The 17,317-nt window shown below is 51.1% G+C and carries 14 protein-coding genes; 1 reads left to right on the top strand and 13 read right to left on the bottom strand.

Going from position 1 to position 17,317, the window contains the following annotated elements; genetic code table 11:
* Positions 1-38 precede the first annotated feature (38 nt).
* From LDO05_RS16330 to ftsE, 4 genes are all read right to left on the bottom strand, one after another.
* Positions 39-1,511 (bottom strand): S41 family peptidase, encoded by a 1,473-nt coding sequence (locus LDO05_RS16330; RefSeq protein WP_251376365.1) that lies wholly within the window; start codon positions 1,509-1,511, stop codon positions 39-41.
* 197 nt (positions 1,512-1,708) lie between these two features.
* Positions 1,709-3,013 (bottom strand): murein hydrolase activator EnvC family protein, encoded by a 1,305-nt coding sequence (locus LDO05_RS16335; RefSeq protein WP_251376366.1) that lies wholly within the window; start codon positions 3,011-3,013, stop codon positions 1,709-1,711.
* Between the two features lie 64 nt (positions 3,014-3,077).
* Entirely contained in the window at positions 3,078-3,992 is a 915-nt protein-coding gene (gene ftsX, locus LDO05_RS16340) for a permease-like cell division protein FtsX (protein ID WP_251376367.1), read from the bottom strand.
* Positions 3,982-4,668 carry a cell division ATP-binding protein FtsE gene (ftsE, locus tag LDO05_RS16345; protein WP_251376368.1) on the bottom strand — a complete coding sequence of 229 codons (687 nt, stop codon included), beginning with the start codon at positions 4,666-4,668 and terminating at the stop codon, positions 3,982-3,984. Before ftsE ends, ftsX begins: the two co-directional genes overlap by 11 nt.
* Before the next feature lie 433 nt (positions 4,669-5,101).
* Here ftsE and LDO05_RS16350 point away from each other — a divergent pair, with 433 nt between their 5' ends.
* Positions 5,102-6,556: a VanW family protein gene (locus tag LDO05_RS16350; protein ID WP_251376369.1), complete on the top strand. Its 1,455-nt coding sequence runs from the start codon at positions 5,102-5,104 to the stop codon at positions 6,554-6,556.
* 125 nt (positions 6,557-6,681) lie between these two features.
* Here the strand turns inward: LDO05_RS16350 and LDO05_RS16355 are convergent, their stop codons facing one another.
* The 9 genes from LDO05_RS16355 to LDO05_RS16395 all read right to left on the bottom strand — a co-directional run bounded on the left by LDO05_RS16355 (position 6,682) and on the right by LDO05_RS16395 (position 17,247).
* A complete protein-coding gene (locus LDO05_RS16355; protein ID WP_251376370.1) occupies positions 6,682-8,223 on the bottom strand; it encodes an MDR family MFS transporter in 1,542 nt (513 codons plus the stop codon).
* 23 nt (positions 8,224-8,246) lie between these two features.
* The gene (locus LDO05_RS16360; RefSeq protein ID WP_251376371.1) at positions 8,247-8,987 is read right to left on the bottom strand and encodes a hypothetical protein; all 741 of its coding nucleotides are present in this window, start codon (positions 8,985-8,987) and stop codon (positions 8,247-8,249) included.
* Between the two features lie 37 nt (positions 8,988-9,024).
* Positions 9,025-9,747: a bactofilin family protein gene (locus LDO05_RS16365; RefSeq protein WP_251376372.1), complete on the bottom strand. Its 723-nt coding sequence runs from the start codon at positions 9,745-9,747 to the stop codon at positions 9,025-9,027.
* Between the two features lie 2 nt (positions 9,748-9,749).
* On the bottom strand, positions 9,750-10,385 hold the full coding sequence (locus tag LDO05_RS16370) for a YhbD family protein (protein ID WP_251376373.1): 636 nt from the start codon (positions 10,383-10,385) through the stop codon (positions 9,750-9,752).
* Between the two features lie 249 nt (positions 10,386-10,634).
* Positions 10,635-12,080 (bottom strand): methyl-accepting chemotaxis protein, encoded by a 1,446-nt coding sequence (locus LDO05_RS16375; RefSeq protein WP_251376374.1) that lies wholly within the window; start codon positions 12,078-12,080, stop codon positions 10,635-10,637.
* Between the two features lie 140 nt (positions 12,081-12,220).
* Positions 12,221-13,636 carry an argininosuccinate lyase gene (gene argH / locus LDO05_RS16380; RefSeq protein ID WP_251376375.1) on the bottom strand — a complete coding sequence of 472 codons (1,416 nt, stop codon included), beginning with the start codon at positions 13,634-13,636 and terminating at the stop codon, positions 12,221-12,223.
* Positions 13,637-13,728: 92 nt separating this feature from the next.
* Positions 13,729-14,961, bottom strand: a complete 1,233-nt coding sequence (locus tag LDO05_RS16385) for an argininosuccinate synthase (protein WP_251376376.1) — start codon at positions 14,959-14,961, stop codon at positions 13,729-13,731.
* A 66-nt stretch (positions 14,962-15,027) separates the two neighbouring features.
* Positions 15,028-15,984: an ornithine carbamoyltransferase gene (argF, locus tag LDO05_RS16390; RefSeq protein WP_251376377.1), complete on the bottom strand. Its 957-nt coding sequence runs from the start codon at positions 15,982-15,984 to the stop codon at positions 15,028-15,030.
* Between the two features lie 6 nt (positions 15,985-15,990).
* Positions 15,991-17,247, bottom strand: a complete 1,257-nt coding sequence (locus LDO05_RS16395; RefSeq protein ID WP_251376378.1) for an acetylornithine transaminase — start codon at positions 17,245-17,247, stop codon at positions 15,991-15,993.
* Positions 17,248-17,317: the final 70 nt, after the last annotated feature.

Here is a 17,317-nt window from a genome sequence, read left to right on the forward strand (position 1 = left end):
TATAAGTTCAGAAAAAAAGAAGGCTGGAATCAGCCTCCTTATTTATTCGACGAAGGAGAGGCAATCTCCTTCCGGATTTCGGTGTAAGCCCGGTCCAGCTGCACATCATTCTTCGGATCGCGGATATGCGCAATCAGGCTCTTCTCCAAAGCATCCGCTGTCTTGGCATCAATCTCACCGGTTGCCGCAAGCTTGCTGCTCTCCTGGAAGCTCTTGACCGCATTCACGGTCTGGGCATCGAAGTATCCGTCTTTGCGCCCCGGAGCGTACCCGAGCCCGTCCAGCATAACCTGGGCACTCTTGACGTCTTCGTTATTCATATCAAATTTGAGTGTCTTCTCCTTGTTAATCGGAGCTACAGAGAAGTAGGCCGGCTGGGACACGGCGATGTCCGGCTTAATGCCCTTCTTATGAATCCATTCTCCGTTTGGCGTAAGCCATTTGGCGATGGTGATCTTCAACAGGCTGCCATCTCCAAGCTCTTTGTCGAAGCTGGTCTGTACCGTCCCTTTTCCGTAAGTGGCATCTCCGACCAGCTTGGCATTGGCCGACTCCTTCAGCGCGCCTGCCAAAATCTCGGATGCGCTGGCGCTTCCCTTGTTCGTAAGCACAACGATCGGGTATGGCTTGGCCGTGCCCTTGGACAGTGTCTGGTCTCTCTGCTTCTCTTTGTTCTCCACCTGAACAATCACCTTGTCTTTGCCGATCAGGTGCTCCGCCATATCGATAACGACAGACAATACGCCGCCCGGGTTATTACGAACATCGATAACAAGCCCTTTCATCCCTTTGCTCTCCAAAGACTTCAGTTCCTTCTCGAAGCGCTTGCCTGTATTCATGGAGAACTCTCTGATCTCAATATACCCGATATCACCTTTCTCCATATGGGCATGAACGGTCTCCACCGCAATGTCATCGCGCTTGATGACGAACTCCAGCGGGGCCGCAGACCCTGCACGCTTGACCTTGACTTTAGCCTCCGACCCTTTGGGCCCGCGGATTTTGCTGACCGCTTCATTCAGACTAAGTCCTTCAAAAGACGTGCCATTCACCGACAGCAGAATGTCCTTGGCATGGATACCTGCTTTCTCGGCCGGCGATCCTTTGATGGGAGATACCACAACAACGTTCCCGTTCTCCATGGATACCTCCGCTCCAATTCCCGAGAAGGAACCCTGGATCTGAGAAGTGAACTCTTGTGCGGTTGCTTTGCCCATATAAGAAGAGAACGGATCATCAAGCGCACTCATAATTCCGTTGATGGCTCCATCAACCAGCTTGCTCTGATCCACATCCTGCACATAATTCTTCTTGACCAGATTTAATGCGGTCTCAATCTTGCTCATATCTTCCTGGCTTGCAGCCTGGCCTCCAACTGAGGCAAATATTCCGCTAACCGGTGAACCGCTTCTGCTTACAAAGCCCCAATTCCCTGTTAACGTCATTGTAAGCGCGCTGCTTACGAGCACAGCTACTACAACGAACAGAGCTACTGTACGTCCTTTATACACGGTTCATTCACCGCCCTTTCCTTATCTGGCTGACTAGATGGACTGAACTAAAGACTGCGTGATCGATTTCTTAAGGCCTCTACTATCCATCATAGTATATGTTTAGCTTGTACGGAATATTTATCTAGAAAAAAGCAGAAACGGACCTGCATTCCCGAGGAAATTAGGTACCGTTTCTTGAGTTAATACATGATCAATTACAGATATGGCATCGGGTCGACCGGAGTACCGTTCTCACGAACTTCAAAATGAAGGTGTGGACCCGTAGAAGCGCCCGTGTTGCCGGATTCCGCGATCATCTCGCCACGCTGCACATTGTCGCCCTTACTCACGTTAATCTGCTTAAGATGGCCGTATAATGTCCAAATATTATTCCCGTGGTCAATGATGACACAGTTACCATAACCGCTCCACCATTCTGCCACAATTACATTCCCGCTGTCTGCAGCATATACACTCGTTCCTTCGCCTACAGCAAAGTCCGTTCCGTTATGAAGCTTCTTGACCCCCGATATCGGGTGAATCCGGTAACCGTAGTTGGAGGATATCCGGGCACCCCTTACAGGCAGGGTCATGGACCCTCCGTTCCCCTTGAATCCTTCACTGCTTCCCGCTGAACTGGAGCTGCCAGAATTACTGGAGCTGCTGGAGCTGCTGGAACTGGAACTTGTGCTTCGGCTTGTGACCTTAACGGTTCTGCTCTTCTTCTTCTGATTATATGCATAGATTTGAGCAGCTCTGATCTTGTTCTTCTCCTGAGCGAGCTTGGCTCTCTTGGAAGCGATCTGTACCAGCATCTGATCCTGATGGGCACTGATATCATCCGACTCTTCAATGTCTGATTGATAGTTCGCGATCAGCTTTTGCTTTTCTTTCTCTTTGGCTGCCAGAATCACCTTGCGTGACTCTGCATCGTTATACAGCTGCTTGGCCTTGGCATACGAACTCTTCAAGTTCGCCTGCTCCTTCAGAATCAGTTCCTTATCCCTCTTATGATCCGTCAGGATGGTCTGATCCTGCTGGGCAATGGCTTGGAGTGAATCTGCCCGGTCCAGGAAATCCGTGAAGCTTGTTGAAGAGAGCAGCACATCCAGATAAGATACAGCTCCATCCGTATACATGAGCCGAACCCTGGAATCCAGCAGCTTCTCCCGTTCATCAATCCGCTTCTGGGTCTGATCGATCTTCTCTGCGGTTACACGCAGCTGATCCTCGGTCTTATCGATCTCACTGGTGATGCCGGCGAGCTCGTTACTTACGGTATCGATCTGCTCCATCACCTGCTGAAGGAAATTAGTAGCTTTATTCTTGTAATGCATGGCTTCCTGCTTATCTTCCTCAGCTTCCTGCTGTTGATTCTTGGCGGCCTTGGCCTGCTGCTGCAGCAATCTTAGCTCGTGATCGATCTGATCGATTGTTCTTTTCTTGGCATATCCTTCAACAGGCTGGAAGACAACCGCAGCCAGAGCGATAACGACGACGACAGATAACCATTTTTTCAATTCTATTTTCCCCGTCCTTCTTTGGAAATCTATAGTTATGAAGTGTTAGTGTTGGTCCATATCGCTACACTTTCAAGAATTTGCGGATGGATACGGTGCTTCCCCAAATGCCGATAGCCAGTCCAAGCCCGATAATTAATCCGGCGAGCGGAAGTCCAACCGACTGAAGAGACACCAGGCGAATCGGAATCGTAAGATCCTGGCTCACCGATTGGATTAGCTGATAATATCCGGCATACAGAACAGTAACGGTAATGACAGATCCAATAAGTCCTATAAGTGCGCCTTCAATAAAGAAAGGCCATCTAATGAAATAATTCGTTGCGCCTACGAGCTTCATGATGCCAATCTCCCTGCGGCGGGCCAGAATGGTGACCCGGATCGTATTGGATATCAGGAACATGGCCATAACGCCGAGTCCAATAACAAACACAAATCCAATGTTGCGAATAGCCCGCGTCACTTTGAAGAGCTTCTCAATCGTCCCTTTGCCATAATTGACTTTATAAATCGGGGCAGCCTTGTACTTCTCGTTAAGTGCGCTGATCTTGCTGGCCACAAAAGGAACTGTAGACGGCTCAACCACTTCTACTTTGAGCGTATCCGGAATAGGGTTGGTTGCCTCCGTATACCCTTCCAGAAGGTCCTTGCCGTTCTCCCCCAGCTTCTGTTTGAAGTCCTTCAGTCCTTGGGATCTGGATACAAATGTGACCCGGCTTACCTCGGGCATATTGCCGATCTGGGTCTGAACATCCTGGATCGTCTTCTGATCCACCTTGGAATTCAGAAACGCGCTAATCTGAACCTGGCTATCTGCCTCATCAGCGAATTGATTGACATTCAGCACAAGCAGAATAAATACACCCAGTATAAAGAGAGACACAATAATTGATGTAATTGATGCGACAGACATCCAACCGTTACGGAATACGTTCTTCGTACCTTCCCGTAAATGCCGCAAGAAGGTTCTAAAAGTCATACCCGTACTCTCCTCTCAGCTGGTCACGGACAATGTTGCCATGCTCGATGGCGATAACCCGCTTACGCATCGTGTTCACTATGTCCTTGTTGTGCGTTGCCATAACGATCGTTGTGCCCCGGAAATTAATCTCGTCCAGCAGCTGCATGATTCCCCACGACGTCTCGGGGTCAAGGTTGCCGGTGGGCTCGTCCGCAATAATGACGGACGGATTATTCACAATCGCTCTTGCAATCGCCACACGCTGCTGCTCACCGCCCGACAGCTGGGACGGCTCACGATTCGCCTTGCTCTTCAGCCCGACAAGGTCGAGCACCTCGAGCGTCCGCTTCTTGATGATCTTCTTCGGCGCTTCGATTACCTCAAGCGCAAAAGCCACATTCTCGTATGCCGTCAGCTTCGGCAGCAGTCTGAAATCTTGAAATATAACGCCGATATTCCGGCGGACGTAAGGAATCTTACGCGGCTTCAGCTTGCCAATGTTGAATCCATTTACCGAAATCTGGCCCTTGGTAGGCACTTCTTCTCTATAAATAAGCTTCATAAACGTAGACTTCCCCGCACCTGAGGGACCAACGAGATACACAAACTCATTGCGGTCAATCTTCACCGATACGCCTTGAAGGGCGTGTGTTCCGTTCGCATAAGTCTTCCAGACATCCTGCATTTCTATCACAGCATCACTTCCTAAAAATTTATGTCTCTACAGAATGAACCTACTATATATCAGGCTATCTATATGAATGAGTTAAGGTATGTTCCAAGCTAATAAAACTTCGACATGTTCCAGCCAAATCCTTTAAAAGATGAGCAATTTCATCAGTCCGTTAATCATTGTAACAAATTTGTTACCATTTGAGTACCCCGCAAGTTTCCATTCTTTTTACATATACATAGCTTAAGTCCCTTTGTTCACACGAATGTAACGGTGCCCAGCAAGCAGCCTTTTCCAATCTAACCTTGATAAGACGCCATTCAAAAAAATGATATTGCGGAGAGACAGAAGCGGATTTGCATCAGCATCTTGTTCAGCCTCACCTTATATATCGGTCGTCAGGCTGCCTTGGCTTAAGCACCCTGCCCCACAATAACTATTAAGGGTGATACGAATGAAAAAGCTTCATGTCCTTCTGATAGTCCTTGCTTCCCTCCTGCTGCTTGCGGCCGTCTCCTTCGGACTGCTGCAATTGTACGCTTCCAGAACTACCGTGCCTTCAGGAGTACAGGTAGGCGGAATTGAAATCGGGGGATTACCTCTACACACAGCCCGGATCAGAATGGAGAAGGAGCTATCCCGGATGGAGAACGCACCGGTTGTCTTCTCCATTCCCGCCAGCGGAACAAGCCCTCCGCTTATAGTTCAGGCTAATTGGAGACAGGCGGGAGTTCATTATACAGCCAAGGAATGGCTGAATGCGGCGCAGCAGCTTACCCAAGGCTCCATCTGGAGCCGCGCGTCAGCGAGGTGGCGTCTGGCCAAGCGGTGGAGCTTGTCGGTTCATTGGGACAAGACCCGTCTCCGGAGGACCTTCAGTCCCTCTTGGGAGGTCCGGCAGTTCGGAGAATCACTCAACGCCAAACGGATAATCGGTTCGGATGACAGCATCAGCTACGAGCCAGGACAGCCTGTGACACGTATTGACTGGGCAGAATTCGAGAATACATTCAGACAGTCTATTCCTGCTTCTATTCATAGAGATATGATGGATTTACCAACAAGGATTCCGGTGGCTCTGAGGCCCGCCAACCCTGCTGTTACACTGGACACACTTAGAAGCCAGGGCATTCAGCGCAAAATATCCGAATTCTCCACCTCCCTTCTATCCAGCAAAGCAGGCAGACTGCATAACATAGAGGCTGCTGCCAAGGTGATCGACGACATGCTGCTCGCTCCCGGGGAGATATTCGACTATGCCAAAGTGATTGACAAGGCTGAACATGAGTACGGCTTCAAGCCTGCGCCGGTGATTGTGCAGGGCAAGCTTGTTCCGGGAATTGGCGGAGGAATCTGTCAGGTCTCCAGCACACTGTATAATGCGGCAATTCGGGCCGGACTAGGCATTGTAGAGCGGCGTAACCACTCTCTGCCGGTCAGCTATCTGCCTAAGGGGCAGGATGCTACTTTTGCCAAGGGATTCATTAATTTCCGCTTCAAGAATACGACTACCCACTATATTCTGATTAAAGCCGCCCTGAATATGGACAATCTGAGCATCAAGCTATTCGGGGATATTCCGGACAATGTCAGCTATAGACTCGACTCCCGGACCGTGAAGCTTCTGCCCATTCCCCAGAAGTTCGTCAAGAATAATACACTGGCCCTCGGGGAGCAGCAGGTTATTCAGCAGGGGAAGATGGGTTATATTGTCGAGACTTACCGGATTAAGTATGTAGACGGAGAGATCGCTGAGACCCGGAAAATATCCCGGGATACTTATCATCCCCAACCCGCGGTTATCGCCATTAATATGCCTGATCAGAGCAGGGCTCCTTCTGAACCTGAAGGTTCACAAGCCCCTCTGATCGAAGATGGCGTACAAGGGCCGATATTCTCCGGCCCGTGACAGAAAAGGACTCTACACCAAGACCAATGGTCTTGGTGTAGAGTCCTTTGAGCATTTTCGCAGTCATATGCGCGGAGTCTTCTCAGCCCTTCATAGGCCGTGCGCGGAGTTCTCTCAGCATAGGGTTAATGTCCCGCCTGATACTCTCCTTCAAGCTCAGCATGCGGATCCATCTTGTCACGTCCCATGAAGAACGCCGCTACCAAGGCCAACGCAGCCGGAATGATCGCCCATACGAACGTCTGCACGATGGAAGACGACATAGCAGCAGAGATATTCTCCAGAATCTGCGGAGGAATTGCTTGGCGCAGCTCTGGAGACAGCAGCGCATGCGGATCCTTGAGATCCAGCTCTTTCGGCAGCGGTGCCGCGGAGCCGTCCGCCCCGCTCATCGATTCGGTAAGCTTCTTCGTGAACATATGGCTCTGGATGATACCAAATACCGTAATTCCGAGCGTCATCCCCAGCGAACGGAGGAAGTTAAGCGTGGAGCTCGCGGAGCCGCGTTCGTGCGGCCTCACGGAGTGAATGGCTGCGTTGCTCAGTACGGAGAACGAAGCCCCGATGCCAAGACCCACCAGAATCATGAAGAAGCGCAGGGTCCACAGCGTGGTGGACTCATCCAGGGTGGTGAGCAGCCCAAGGCCAACAATAAGCAAGGCCAGAGTAGGAATCATGATGGTGCGGTATTTGAGCTTCGTCATCAGGAATCCGCCCATCGTGGCGGTGATTACGGATCCCAGCATCATAGGCAGGAGCACCAGTCCAGAATTCGTCGGCTTTCCGCCGAGTACGCCTTGTATAAAGATCGGGATGTATACCGATGCGGTAATAAAGGCAGCACCGCTGAGAATACCGATGACGTTGCTTGACCAGTAGATCCGGCTTTTGAACATTTTGAATGAAATGATCGGTTCTTTCGCCTTGCTCTCTGCAACAAGGAACAAGATAGCAAGCACCGCGAAGCCTGCGAACAAGCCAAGAATCTGCCACGAATCCCAGGCATACTTCTTGCCGCCAAGCTCAAGCGCGAACATTAGACAGATGACCGCACCAACCAGCGTCATTGCCCCGGCCCAGTCAATCTGCTGCTTGGCATGCTGACGGGACTCATGATAGAAGAAAGCAATAAATACTAAGGCAATCAAGCCCAGCGGCAGATTAATATAGAAGATCCATTCCCAATGCGCGTATTCTGTCAAATAAGCACCGAGCAGCGGCCCGAAGATGCTGGACAGGCCGAATACGGCACCGAAGAGGCCGCCCAGCTTACCTCTGGACTCTACCGGTACAGCATCGAACATAATGGTGAAGGCGATCGGAACAAGCGCTCCGGCCCCAATCCCCTGAATCGCGCGGTAAATACTCAGTTCAACGATGGACGTTGCCGTTCCGCACAGCGCGGACCCGATCATGAACACGATGATACCGAATATGAAGAATCTCTTCCTGCCGTACATATCTGACAGCTTGCCAAATATCGGCATCCCCGCCATCTCCGCAACCATGTAGGCCGAGGTCACCCAGACGAATTTGTCCAGGCCGCCGAGCTTGCCGACGATATCCCCCATGGCCGTAGCCACAATGGTATTATCCATTGACGCCATCAGAATACCGAGCAGCAGACCTGCTAGAACCAGGCCCATATTATTCTTTTTCACTTCCATTGAGTAATAATTTCTCCTTTTCCCTATCCTATTTGGTTGCACTGTTCTATTCTGGAGCTGTCATCCTGATGAAATGATTCTATATATTCAACCAGGCCTATCTTACAGCCCGGACCGATTGTTACCCGGCTTCCCCGCACCAATCCGGCTTCCGTATTCTCCAGTTCTATTACATCGCCTTCAATACAATCCACACTCAGCTGTCTCGGACCACCTGTATTGAACATACCGAGCATGGCCCAGACCCCGCCTGAAGGCTTGATCCGAATCTGCCCCCCGCCGATCTCCTTGATCCGGCTGTCTCCGAACAGCTTAATCTCTACCTTCTCCGCATTCAGCATCCCATCCATATGCACGGAGCCATGGAGCCTGAATTCTTCCGCCTGACAGCCGCTGCTATCGGTATTATAACCGGATAGTTCCATTTGTTCACCGTTTTTTTGTCCTTCGGTAACGGTCTTCCCCCTCATCTTGACACTCTGGGACTCCGATTCACCGCCTACGTGAAGCTTACCAGTCATATTTAATTTCTCTCCCTCAAGAGAGCCTTTGATACTCAGTTCCCCGGTAAGTTTTAGCGAGCCTGTCTTCACCTTCCCGTAGACCACAGCATTACCTGTGCACTTGAAGCTTAGCGCATCAACATCCCCGTTCAGCTCTGCCTCTCCCACAATACTAAGCTTCCCGACTCTTCCTCCGGCCGACCCGCCACTGCCTACAATCTTCACATCCGGCCGTTCCTGCAGCATATTATTTTCCTCCATGAATTACCCGCTCCTTTATGCCAAAATGTCTCACTCTTTATATATGCTTGGCTTTGGATACATCTGACTTTGGATCCGCCTCATAGGTTTCTTTATATTCAACATACTCAATCTCACAGCCGGGGCCTATGCGCACCCGACTCCCGCGCACCACACGCGCTTTGGTGTTCTCAAGCTCAATATCGTCACCCTCAATCACATCCGCTGTAAATCTCGAAGCCAGCCTGCCCGAGAACATCTCCAGCACCCTGCGGGTCCTGCTGTGCTTACGGATCGTAATATGCTCCCCGCCGATTTCCCGTGCACGGCAATTGCCAATCATCTCGATCTTCACCGTACCTGCGTTCAACAGTCCCTCTATTTGAATATTCCCCTGCAGCTCAAGCGTCTCACACTGCAAATCACCCTTGAGACTGAGAGATCCGTAGATCTCTGCATGTTCGCCGCTTGCTCCCGCTCCGCCTTTAAAGATGCCATTCATCACGAGCTTATCGAAGCGAACCTCCTGCTCCACCTTCAGCATTCCATCCGTATGCAAATCCCCGCTCTGCACAGGCCCGGTAATCTTCCCGGTTCCATTAATATGGATGCGTCCTGCCGTCAGAGGAGCATTCAGCTTCATTTGGCCGCTGCAATGCAGCTCCTCACACTGAACCTCTCCGTTAATCGTTCCGACGCCATCAATCAGGACGCGGTTATAGCGGCCTCCCGCGGCTTTTCCTACACCATTCAGCTTCATATCCCGAATCACATGCTCCACAGTTATTCCCCTCCCTCTCCAATTCTCAGCTTAAGCTCTTCCGTAGCCTGGGCTAGGGATAGCCGGACAACTTCCTTCACCCCGGAGTCGAAATAAACCTCGCTATCTCTGGACATCAGAATGAACGCCGCTACACCCATTTTGCGAATAAGCACCAGCTGGCAGTCCTTCCCCGCGAAGGCCGGATAATGCACCGACAAAGTCTGAATTAACAGCTTCCCTTCATCCAGTGATATCTCCCCGCTTCTCAGCAGCTGCTCAAGCACGAATACAGAGAGAATCTTCTCGAATCTGAATGGGCCATCATGACCCAAGGTGTTCAAATACACATCAAGCGCAATATTGGTAACAATGTTACGTTCCAGCAATTGATCTGCGGTTAGAGAGATCTCCTTCAAGCTGGGCGAGAACACATCAGCCAGCTCATCGAGTGAGAGTCCGTCTTTCATGTTGAGTATTTTATCAATCCGGGAGAGAATCTTCTCTTTGGGAAAAAAGGTCTCCTGTCCCGTAAAGGAAGACTTTCGGATGAACCAGTCCTCTGGAATCAGGCTTTTCCGCTTCCAGCGGTACAGCTGACCATAGGAGATTCCGGTCAGGTCCAAAAGCTCCTTTTTGGATATCAATTCATTATTCATTACGTTCCCTCCTTCTTGCAGTCTTAGTGTAACATAACATTGTTACGTTATGCAATTCATTTATTCACTATACAGCTTCTGATTACAAGACAACAAAAAGAGCGGCAGCCCAGAACCTAAGATTCTGAACTGCCGCTCTATGATGTGACTGATTAAAGGCTCAGCCCTGCTGTAAGATCGATGCAAGCCTGCTCTCTCTTCGTACGATACGAACAGGTTACGGCTTAATTACTTAATTACCGCTCCATACTACTTAATTACTGCTTCAAGCTTGTTCATCATGCCGCTTAGCTGATTGACCCAGTTGACCATATCTACGATATGCTGCTGCTGGGCATGCGAGCTGGCCAATACCTGCTCTACCGAAGCCGCAGATTCTTCAGTAAATGCAGCTACCGTAGTCACCTCTTGAAGCACCGTCTCGGAAGACTGCTGCAGTCTGGCATTCATATCCCGAATCTGTTCAGCCTGCCGGAGCACCTCCGCCGTGTTGGCATGAATCCCGTCGAACAGCTGTTCCACGCTAAGCGCTGACTCCTTACCCTCGGTAACAACCGTAAGACCATCCCTGACCAGGCTTGATGCTTGGGTGATCCGGCTCTGGATGGCAGCCAGAATAGCGGCAATCTCGGTTGAAGCCTCCTGCGCATGCTGAGCCAGCTTGCGGATCTCGGTGGCAACTACCGAGAATCCTTGGCCATGTTCGCCTGCCCGCGCCGCTTCAATAGAAGCATTCAGAGAGAGCAGATTGGTCTGGTTCGCAATCTCGCCAATCATCTCCACAATACTTCCAATCTTCTGATTCTCCCGATTAACCTCTTCCATAACACCTGATGTATCCGAGACAATATGATTAATCTGATTGATTTTGCTGGCCAGATCCTTCATTTGACCTTGACCCTGGGTTGTGAATTCAGCGGTGACCCTCGATTTATCACTTAAGTCCGTCGAAGCTTCTGTGGCGGCATTAACATTCTGATTCACCTGCTCCATCGCTTCTGAAATATCCGTGACACTGACGGACTGCGTTGCAATTCCGCTTGCAATCTCGTTGAAGGCAAGAACAACCTGACCCGAGATCTCCCCGGTATCTTCCGCATTCTTCTGAAGGTTCGTGATGGACGTTCCGAGCACATGGACGGACTCCTTCACCTCTACCAGCACCTCTTCCGTCCTATCCTTGGCGGCTGCCGATTCGACTGCGCTGGCTTCCTGCTGACGGTGCATTTTCGCACCGATAAGACTTTGGGCTACTAACGCCCCCAGGATGACGAAGATATACGCATTCATATAAAACACACTTTCACCCGCGAAAGTCTCTTTTGTCAGCACAAAGTACGTTGTCATGCCCATGGCCACCAAGCCATTCAGGAGCAGCGGACGATAATTGTGGTAGATCGTGATAATCGCAAGTGACAGGAAGATCAGAAAATAGCCGCTGAATGCCTCGCTAGCCTCGATAAAGAAAAACGTGATCAAGTTAAGCCCGATGGCTACCAGGTACATGACATAGCGGACAGCGATCCTTCTCCATAGCAGAAGCACACAGAGAATGCAGATTGGCAATCCGCTTATAGCCAATGTCACCCGGAAGTGGTTGGAAGCGGAGAGTCCGATACCCAGTAATAACAATACACATAAGAGCCATACCATCAGTTTGTTACGTTGATGAAGTGCCAGTAATTTGTCAGACATTGTGGTTCACATACTCCCTACATTTTTTTAATTAATATATCGGCATTTTCCTATGAAAATATTTGCAGGGTATCTATGAAAATATAAAAAGGACCCCTGCTAGACCAGAAGGTCCGGCAGGAATCCTGTATATCCACGTTCTATTTGCTCTTCTCCAGATACTCGGTCACCCATTGCCCGGTAGAAGTCAGCTTCTCTTCCGCTCTAGAGATCGCTTCGGCAACCTGAGCAGTGGCAGTACCCCCGTATACATTACGCGCGTTCACTACCGTCTCCGGCTGAAGCACTTCATAGATGCTGTCATCGAACAGAGGAGAGAAGGTCTTGAACTCATCCAGTGTCAGATCAAGCAGATACTTGTTGTTCTGAATGCAGTAAAGTACCGTCTTCCCAATCACCTCGTGAGCCTGACGGAAAGGCAGGCCTTGGCCCACCAGGAAGTCCGCGATATCGGTCGCATTTGAGAAGTCCTGATTCACAGCCTCGCGCATCCGCTGTTTGTTCACCTTCATCGTAGCAATCATGCCTGCGAACAGCTGGAGTGCACCCTCAAGGGTAGCTACGGTGTCGAACATGCCTTCCTTGTCTTCCTGCATGTCCTTGTTATAAGCCAGCGGAAGGGACTTCAGCACAGTGAGCAGTCCAACCAAGTTGCCGTACACACGGCCGGTCTTCCCGCGAACCAGTTCCGCTACGTCCGGGTTCTTCTTCTGCGGCATAATGCTGCTGCCCGTGCAGTAAGCATCATCAAGCTCCACAAAGCGGAATTCCGTGCTGCTCCAGAGGACGAGCTCCTCACACAAGCGGGACAGATGCATCATCAGAATAGAAGAATTCGACAGGAATTCCAGAATGAAGTCCCGGTCGCTGACCGCATCCAGGCTGTTCTCATATACCGCGTCAAAATTCAGCTGTTCAGCCACAAAGTGACGGTCAATCGGGAAAGTTGTTCCTGCCAAGGCACCTGCCCCCAGAGGAAGCACATTTACCCGCTTGTAGCTGTCCTGGAAGCGTTCAACATCACGCTGGAACATCGAGACATAAGCCATCAGATGATGCGCGAACAGAATTGGCTGTGCCCGCTGCAGATGCGTATATCCAGGCACAATCGTGTCCAGGTTGGCTTTGGCCTGCCCGATCAAGGCTTCCTGCACTGCATGAAGAAGCCCTGTCACCTCAACCACACGCTTACGCAGATAAAGGTGCATATCTGTAGCCACCTGATCGTTACGGCTGCGGCCCGTATGCAGCTTCCCGCCAACCGGACCAATCTCCTCGATCAGATTCTTCTCAATGTTCATATGAATGTCTTCATCTCCAACGGAGAATTCAATCTCACCGCGGCGAATCTTGCTGAGTACGAGGTCAAGGCCTTCCTTGATCCGGTCTACATCCTCAGACGGCAGGATGCCGCACTTCCCCAGCATACTCACATGCGCCAGACTTCCTTGAATATCTTCCTCAGCCAATGCCTGATCAAAACCAATCGAAGCTGTATATTCTTCTACCAGACGATTGGTCTGCTTCGTGAAACGGCCTCCCCACAGCTTACTCACTTAATCCACTCCTTCTTCTCAATGCAGACCGCGGGCCGCTCCCAGGTAATGAGAACGGCCTCATGGTTATGCTGTATTTATAATCGCGATAATTACTTATTCTGTTCCACGCCGGAGCTTACCTTAAGCCGCAGGGCATTAAGGCGGATGAATCCGGTAGCGTCCCCTTGGTCATAAGCTTGAGTCGGATCAGCTTCCATGGTTGCAATATCCGGGTTATACAAGCTGACCGGGCTCTTCACACCCGCACCGATAACATTGCCTTTGTACAGCTTCAAGCGTACAGTTCCCGATACGTTCTTCTGGCTCTCGTCAACCAGCGCCTGCAGAGCAAGACGCTCAGGAGCGAACCAGAAGCCATTGTACACAAGCGTACTATAACGTGTAATCAGGCTGTCACGAAGATTCATGACTTCACGGTCCATCGTGAGGGACTCCATTTTGCGGTGCGCTGTGAACAGGATCGTTCCACCCGGAGTCTCATACACGCCGCGGCTCTTCATACCGACAAAACGGTTCTCTACCATGTCTACACGCCCGATGCCATGCTTGCCCCCAAGTTCATTAAGCGTCTCCATCACACCCAGCGGGCTAAGCTTCTCACCATTCACGGCAACCACGTTGCCCTTCGCGAATTCAAGCTCCACATATTCCGCTTCATCCGGCGCATCCTCCGGGGATACACTCAGCAGGTACATGTCCTTGCTGTCCTCTGCGCTTGGATCGAACCAAGGATCCTCCAGCACTCCGCTCTCATAGCTGATGTGCAGCAGATTGCGGTCAGTCGAATAAGGCTTGGCAGCCGAAGCCGTAACCGGAATGCCGTGCTCCTCGGCATACGCGATCATCTCTGCGCGGCCTGGGAAGCGGTCACGGAACTCGTTAAGACGCCAAGGCGCGATCACATTAATCTCTGGAGCCAGGGCCGCTGCCGCAAGCTCAAAGCGCACTTGGTCGTTCCCTTTGCCAGTTGCCCCGTGGGCAATCGCCGTTGCGCCTTCCGCACGGGCGATATCGACCATACGCTTCGCAATCAGCGGGCGGGCGATGCTTGTACCGAGCAGATATTGACCTTCATACTGGGCACCCGCCTGGAACATCGGGTAGATGAAGTCCTGGGCGAACTCATCGCGCAGGTCGTCGATATACACTTTGGAAGCGCCGGTAGCGAGCGCTTTGGCTTCCAATCCGTCAAGCTCATCCTTTTGACCAATATCTGCCGTGAATGCGATAATCTCGGCATCATAGGTCTCCTTCAACCACTTCAGAATGACCGACGTATCCAGTCCGCCCGAGTACGCCAGTACGATTTTTTCTTTTGCCATGATATTCAGTGTCCTCCCTTAATAACCCAACTACATACTATCTAGACCTTAGTCTATCACAAAAGCCTATCCGATGAGAGCCGCCAGCAGCGCTTTTTGCGCGTGAAGCCGATTCTCTGCCTGATCAAAAATAATAGAGTTCGCGCCGTCAATGACATCCTCGCTGACTTCCTCCCCGCGGTGAGCAGGCAGACAGTGCAGGAACAAGTAGTCCGGCTTCGCATGCTTGGCAAGTTCAGCATTAACCTGATAGTTCTGGAATGCTGCCTCACGGGCTTTCTGCTCCTCTTCAAATCCCATGCTGGCCCATACGTCCGTGTATATCACATCCGCGTCCTTCACCGCTTCTTCCGGACTGCGCAGTACCTCGATCTTAGCCCCGGTAGACTCAGCGATTTCTTTGGCTTGAGCGACTACCTGCTGATCCGGCTCGTAACCTTCGGGGCTGGCAATGGAGACATGCACTCCCAGCTTCGCGCCGCCGATCATCAAGGAATGAGCCATATTATTGCCGTCGCCGACATAAGCCAGCTTCAGCCCCTTAAGAGTGCCCTTGTGCTCAAGCACAGTCTGGAAATCCGCAAGCACCTGACACGGATGAGCCAGATCACTCAGCCCGTTAATGACAGGCACCGTAGCGTGCCGGGCCAGATCGACCACATTGTTGTGACCAAATGTGCGGATCATGATGCCGTCCAGATAACGGGACATGACCTTCGCCGTATCGCTGATCGTCTCGCCGCGTCCGAGCTGGATGTCGTTCTTGCTCAGGAAGAGGGCGTGACCGCCCAGCTGATATGTACCTACCTCGAAGGAGACACGGGTTCTTGTAGACGATTTCTCAAAAATAAGTCCGATTGTCTTCCCTTTCAGCGGCTGATACTCTTCCCCATTCTTATGCTTCTTCTTGATCTCGATAGCGAGATCAAGAAGGTACTGAATCTCCTCAGTTGTGAAGTCTGTCAGCTCCACGCAGTCCCGGCCCTTCAGGTTCAATGAGGCATTCGCTTCGGTAAGACTCATCTTGATCTACTCCTTCTTCGCCTGATGGCGCTGAATAATTCCTGCGATAATATCCACAGCCTGGTCGATCTCTTCACTTGTTACGAGTAAGCTTGGCAGCAGGCGGATCACATTCGGTCCGGCCGTGATGAACAACAGGCCATTCTTCTGCCCTTCACTTACAAGCTCAGCAACAGGTCCATCGCATTCAATTCCGACAATAAGGCCTTTGCCCCGTACATCCAGTACGAAAGAATTACCGGCAAGCTTCTCTTTGAGCTTGCTCTGCAAATATTCACCCATCTGCCCAGCTCTCTGCGGCACCTGGTCTTCCTTCATAACTTCTACCGTTGCGGCAATAGCGGCTGTGGCAATGGGATTCCCTCCGAATGTGGAACCATGACTGCCGGCGGAGAACGCCTCGCGCAGATAGCCCTTGGCCAGCATAGCGCCAGCTGCGATTCCGCTTGCTACCCCTTTAGCCAAAGTGAAAATATCCGGCTCCACCCCGTAATGCTGGTGAGCGAACCATGTGCCTGTGCGGCCCATACCGGTCTGTACCTCATCAATAATGAGCAAAATCCCGTGTTCCTTGCACAAGGCGGCTACTTCGTTCAAGAACTCGGGCTGCACGAGATGAATGCCGCCTTCGGCCTGAATCATTTCCAGCATAATGCCTGCGGTATTGGGTCCAATCGCCGCTTTTAGCGCCTCAAGGTCGTGAAGCTCCACGGTCTTAAAGCCTTGAGGAAGTGGAAGGAAGCCTTCCTTCACCTTATCCTGTCCGGTCGCGGTAAGTGTGGCGAGCGTACGTCCATGGAACGATTGCTTGAACGTAATAATCTCATAACGCTGTTCGCCTTTGATCTTCTGGTGATAACGGCGGGCCAGCTTGATTGCCGCCTCATTCGCCTCAGCGCCGCTGTTGCAGAAGAAGGCAAGATCTGCTGAGCTCAGCTCGGTCAGCAGATGCGCCGCTGTCTCCTGCTGCGGAATTTGAAAGAGGTTGGATACATGCCACAGCTGATCCAGCTGATCCTTAATCTTATTCTTGACCTTCTCAGGCGCATGGCCGAGATTGGTAACAGCGATACCGCTGTAAAAATCCAAATAGCGGTTGCCCTGATCATCCCAGAGCCAGCTTCCCTGTCCTTTTACCAAAGAGATTGGGAACCGTACCCCGTAATTCGGGAACAGCGCGCTTGCCGCCTCGCCGCGGTTGTCCTTGGCCTCTTGTTCCTTACCTTCTGCCTGACTCAGTTCCTGCAACTTGGATTCTGCCATCGTCTTCGTTACCTCCTTAAATTAAAAAATGGTCTAAGCAAGTACCCGCTTCAAATTCCGTGAATTCCCG

It is taken from the genome of Paenibacillus sp. YPG26 (assembly GCF_023704175.1).
GTDB lineage: Bacteria > Bacillota > Bacilli > Paenibacillales > Paenibacillaceae > Fontibacillus.